Genomic DNA, 4,789 nt, shown 5'->3' on the forward strand with positions numbered 1-4,789 from the left:
CCGGGATGGACGCAGTGGAGCGACCGCGACGGCGGCTGGATCGACGCAGCCAAATGGGTTCGCGGCGACTTCAACGGCGACAGAAAGACCGACATCGCAGCCATCTGGAACAACGGCGGCACAAACACGCTGACGGTGAGCCTGTCGAACGGCAAGGGATTTACGCGCAGCCACTGGGCCACCAACGCGGGCGGCTGGCTCGACTCCACACAGTGGCTGGGAGGAGACTTCAACGGCGACGGAAAAACCGACATCGCCGCATCCTGGAACAACAGTGGCGCGCCTCGAGCTGCGGATTGCCAGAAAGCGGAAGAGCCATACTCTGGCTATGCCGACACGGTTCCCCAGACGGGCGCCGACGTCGTCAACGCCGAGCACGCGCTGCTCTACCTCGTGAACGTGGAGCGTTCGCATCGTGGTCTGGCGGCGCTCTGCTACAACGGTCAGCTCGCCGCCCAGGCGCGGGCGCACTCCGAAAACTGGGCGACAAACCCAGATCGAACCTGCCCACCGCACAACCCCCCGCTGGTATGCAGCCACTGGGACTCCCGAGCGGGATACGCCTGGCCGGAGGATCGCTTCGCCAAGTCGGGCTACGGTCCCACCGTGGGGCGGGAGAACACTCAAAATGGTGGCGGGCGGAGCGACGGCGCGAATGTCGTGCCTGCTGGATGGACCTGGGGCACCCCTAAGGCCGCGGTCTATTGGTGGATGAACCATAACCCCGAGAACAACTACGCCAGCAATGGGCATCGCGCCGCCATTCTCAACTCTGCAGTCAAGGATGCGGGTCCGGGTGCCGGTCGCTACACTGACCGATATGGTAACCGCGCTGCGACATTCACCTTGATGTTCGGAGCGCACTGACCCCAGTACACGAAACCATCGACCATGGCGGCCCCGGAGGTCGCCATGGTCAGCTCTGGTCGACATCGTCCCATTGCATCCGCCCGACCAGCATCCGATGGAGAGCACGGCACGTTGACCACACGTCTGAAGCCTCCCCGGGGTGAACGGCTCGCGAGCCGCGCGCGTTCTCGGCTGTGCCGCCGCCGTGGTTCACGTCGGCGAGTACAGCTCTGATGGTGCAGGTGAAGCCGTCGGACGAGCATGACGGCTGGCGCATACTCACTGCGGAGGGGTGGGCGCCGATGGCTCCGCCGGGGCAGGCGCGGGTCCTGGCCGTCGCCCTCGAGGTCCTGCGCGGCGGACGTCGGCCCTGCCTTCGCCAGGCCATCCACCTCGCCGACATCCGCTGGCCGACCCGGGAGAACCACAGGGGGGAAGCACCATGGTGACGCAGTGGTTACCGCCCGAGCAGTACGTGAAGACGCTGCCGATGCACGCGCAGTACGCGTGTTTCTTCTTCACCGACACCGAGGACCGTCCGCTGCAGCCGCGCTGCTCGGTACCGGCCACTCGCGGCATCTGGCAGTGGCCCGGCGGCAACACCGACATCGAAGGCGAGTCGCCGTTCGAGACAGCCGTTCGTGAGTGCAAGGAGGAGACCGGCATCGAGTTCGGCGGGCAGCCGCGGCTGCTGGCCGTTTTCTGGCAAGGGCCAGGGCTGTGGCCGGTGGCCAAGGCCGGGTTCTGCTTCGACGGCGGCCGGCTCACCGCTGAGGAGATCGCACGATCCGCCTGGACGCCGCCGAGCACGACCTGTACGCCGTGCGGTCGATGAGCGAGTGGGCCGAGACCATGGAGGCGCAGGAGTACCGACGCCTCGCGGCCGTCATGCGCGCCCGCCAGTCCGGCGTGCCTGCCTACCTGGAACTGCCGGCGCCCGGGAATGAGAGGCGGTGATCCGGTGAGCGCGCACCCGAAGAACGTGAGGTCTTCGAGGAGACCGGTTTGTCCATGCCGGCGAAGCCGTGGCTGCGGGCGCTGGACTGGACCATGAACCCCGCGGGCGTAGCAGAGGTGTGGGGGCTGTTCCAGGGCCCCTTGGTCGATGACGGCGTCCCGGTGAAGCTGTCGGACGAGCATGACCGATGGAAGATGCTCACGTTCCGGGAGTGGGCACCACTGCTGCCGCCATTCCGAGTACGCGTCCTGACGACTGCCGTCGACATGCTGCGCAACGGCGGCTGCACCTACCTCAAGGAAGGCGAAGGCCTCGGTCAGCTGCCGGAGGAGGCAGGGCGCCATGCTGCCGAGCAGCTCCTGCACGGCGGCGCGGCCGCGCTCCTGCACGCCCTTCCCCGCAGCCCCTGACTCCACCACCCTGAGGACAGGCTGTCCACCCGGACGAAGGGATGTCGCCCGTGGCGCTGCGCAACCAGGGCTCCGGCGAGAGCATCAGCCCGGTGACGGGCAGAATGACCGATGCCCAGTACGTGGCCGGCCGCAGCGTGCTGTGGAGCGGGGTGTCGGCGCTGTTCACCGACAGCCGCGGTCGCGCGGTCGTCCAGGACGTCGACTACAAGCCCGTCTGCCTGCTCCCCGGCGGCGCCATGGACGCCGGCGAAGCCCCCTCCCTGGCCCTCGCGCGCGAGGTCCGCGAGGAACTCGGCCTCAGCCGCTGCTTCTCCCGTGTCCTGGCCGTCGACTGGGTGCCTCCCCACGCGCCCGGATACCCGAAGGGTTTCCCCGGCGAGATCATCTATGTCTTCGACGGCGGCGCCCTGTCCGAGGACGACTTCGCCCGGATCCGCCTGCCGGAACGGGAAGTCACCGGCGTTCGCCGCCTCGAACCCGCGCTCCTCCCCCACCACATGAGTCCCGGCGACGCCCGGCGCGCCCTGGCCGCCCTCCGCGCGCGAATCAACAACACCGGGCCCGCCATCCTCGAAGGCGGCCGCCCACTCGCACCGACGCGCCTGGACGACCTCCAGATATTGCGCACCCCGCGCAAGGCCCAACTCTGGCCCTGGCACACCGGCCCGGTGCCGGCCGAGTTACCGGTCCGGCAGACCTCGGGCTGGCTGTTCGCCGACGACGGCCGGGTCCTCGTCCTGATCGGCCAAGACACCGGACTCGCCTGCCTACCCGGCGGCACCGCCGAGCCGGCCGATCACTGCAGCCCGGCACGCACCCTCCGGCGGGAGGCCTGGGAAGTGGCACGAGTACACATCAGCGATCTGCTCTGCCTCGGCTACCTCCACGACACCGACAACCAGTACTGCGCCCGGGCCCGCTACGCGGCCCGGATCACCGACTGGGAACCGCCACACCGCGATGAGGCCACCGGCCAGAGCTACGCGCGGCTTCTGGCCACCCCCGAGCAGGTGGCACAGCTCTTCGACTGGGGCGACGAGGCAGCCGCCCAGCTCGCTGCTGTCCGTGCCGCCCGAGAAGACCTCGGTCTGCCCGTTCCCACCCAGCAACCACTCACCGACCTGTCATTCCCTGGCTCCGCCCGCCCATGAGGAACACCGCCGCCTCACTGCCGCGCAGCCCGGGCACGGCTCACGCGGGTTCAACGGCCAGAACGCCACCCGGCAGAAGAGGGGGAAGCCGCAGTGGACCTTACGGACATGCAGCTGCAAGCGCTCGAGATACGCGACCTGTACGACGCACTGAATCGCCGCGACCACCGCGTCTGGCGGACGGACGAGTTCATGCTTGGTTTCATGGGCGATATCGGCGACCTGGCCAAGCTGATCATGGCTGAGGAAGGGGCGCGGGAAGCTGCGGGTGGGCGCGCGGCCTTGGAGCACGAGCTGGCCGACTGTCTGTGGTCGGTGCTGATCCTCGCCCACCTGTATCAGGTTGATCTGGCCGAGGTCTTTCGTCGCACGATGGCGGAGCTGAAGGGGGCCGTCTCAGCACAGTTGGCCGACCCTGGAGAGCCTGCGTGAGCCCTCCGCGGAACCGAGATCACGAAGCGACTGAGGGCGCGCCGGGCGAATCACCGACTGGGCACATCTGGCCCGCTCGCCCAGGCCGGCGGGGTGAGCTGCGCCAGCGGGGCCAGTGGCTTGGCCGTGCGGGATCAGCACGTGCTGATGGTGCACGGTGACTGGCCGCGCCCGGACACGTGGTGGCTGCCCGGCGGCGGCCAGCAGGCCGGGGAGACCCTGGCAGCCTGTGCGGAACGGGAGGTTTTCGAGGAGACCGGCGTGCGCGTGAAGGCTGAGGCCTTGGTGGTGTTGCGTGAGTACATCCAGGCCAACCACCCCGGTGGGCACCGGATGATGTCCGGTGTCGGGCACCGGGTCGACGCGATGTTCCGTTGCCGGTTCCTCGACGAGCCGGCTGTGCTCGGCGGGCCGGCGCAGGACTGCGTACAGCTCGGCGTGGAGTGGGTCGCGCTCGGCAAACTGCCCGCGCTGCGCACGCTGCCGCCGTGTCTGCCGGCCGTCATCACCGACGCCGTGACCGCCGGCCCGGACCGGGGCGCGGTCTACCTGGGAGACACCTATGCCTGAGCCCGCCCCATGCCCCGGCCCCTCGCCTGTGCGGACGCCGATGGACATGGACGCCTACACCGAGCGCGCGCTGAGGGGGCCGTGCTTCATCTGCGCCTTCCTGGCCGGGGACCCGGACTACGAGCACCACGTGGTCGCTGAGGACGGTGGGCATGTGGCTTTCCTCGACCGGTGGCCGACCCTTCCGGGGAAGGTCCTCGTCGCTCCCAGGCAGCGCCGCGGCGTAGGTATTCCCGGCAACGCGGACCCCTACCTGCACGCCCACATCTGGCCGCGCGCCATCGGGAGGGAGCCCGACCGCCTGGCGGGTACGACGAGCTCACGCCCCGGCTCACCTGGGGGACATCCCCGCGCACGTGACGACCGAGGTCGCGGAGATCGGCTCCTGGCTCGCCACCGCACGCGGCCGGCGCCTG

General features: G+C 69.4%; 7 protein-coding genes. All 7 read left to right on the forward strand.

The features are described from left to right. A partial coding sequence (locus AB0K09_RS26175) for a CAP domain-containing protein (RefSeq protein ID WP_366067847.1) occupies positions 1-867 on the forward strand: 867 nt, incomplete at its 5' end. A gap of 424 nt (positions 868-1,291) precedes the next feature. After that, positions 1,292-1,684: an NUDIX domain-containing protein gene (locus AB0K09_RS26180; RefSeq protein ID WP_366067848.1), complete on the forward strand. Its 393-nt coding sequence runs from the start codon at positions 1,292-1,294 to the stop codon at positions 1,682-1,684. After that, a complete protein-coding gene (locus tag AB0K09_RS26185) occupies positions 1,681-1,806 on the forward strand; it encodes a hypothetical protein (protein ID WP_366067849.1) in 126 nt (41 codons plus the stop codon). The genes AB0K09_RS26180 and AB0K09_RS26185 overlap by 4 nt, the downstream gene beginning before the upstream one ends. A gap of 48 nt (positions 1,807-1,854) precedes the next feature. Further along, complete coding sequence (locus AB0K09_RS26190; RefSeq protein WP_366067850.1) at positions 1,855-2,217, forward strand: hypothetical protein; 363 nt, start codon at positions 1,855-1,857, stop codon at positions 2,215-2,217. Between the two features lie 50 nt (positions 2,218-2,267). Then, on the forward strand, positions 2,268-3,371 hold the full coding sequence (locus AB0K09_RS26195) for an NUDIX hydrolase (protein WP_366067851.1): 1,104 nt from the start codon (positions 2,268-2,270) through the stop codon (positions 3,369-3,371). 108 nt (positions 3,372-3,479) lie between these two features. After that, positions 3,480-3,803, forward strand: a complete 324-nt coding sequence (locus AB0K09_RS26200; protein ID WP_366067852.1) for a MazG nucleotide pyrophosphohydrolase domain-containing protein — start codon at positions 3,480-3,482, stop codon at positions 3,801-3,803. Positions 3,804-3,896: 93 nt separating this feature from the next. Then, entirely contained in the window at positions 3,897-4,373 is a 477-nt protein-coding gene (locus AB0K09_RS26205) for an NUDIX domain-containing protein (RefSeq protein WP_366067853.1), read from the forward strand. Positions 4,374-4,789: the final 416 nt, after the last annotated feature.

The sequence above is a fragment of the Streptomyces sp. NPDC049577 genome (genome assembly GCF_040675635.1).
Lineage (GTDB): Bacteria > Actinomycetota > Actinomycetes > Streptomycetales > Streptomycetaceae > Streptomyces.

Bases quoted from the DNA above. Each gene is read 5' to 3' on its own strand.
- AB0K09_RS26185 (WP_366067849.1), top strand. From the start codon at position 1,681: ATGAGCGAGTGGGCCGAGACCATGGAGGCGCAGGAGTACCGACGCCTC.
- AB0K09_RS26200 (WP_366067852.1), top strand. From the start codon at position 3,480: ATGCAGCTGCAAGCGCTCGAGATACGCGACCTGTACGACGCACTGAAT.
- AB0K09_RS26180 (WP_366067848.1), top strand. From the start codon at position 1,292: ATGGTGACGCAGTGGTTACCGCCCGAGCAGTACGTGAAGACGCTGCCG.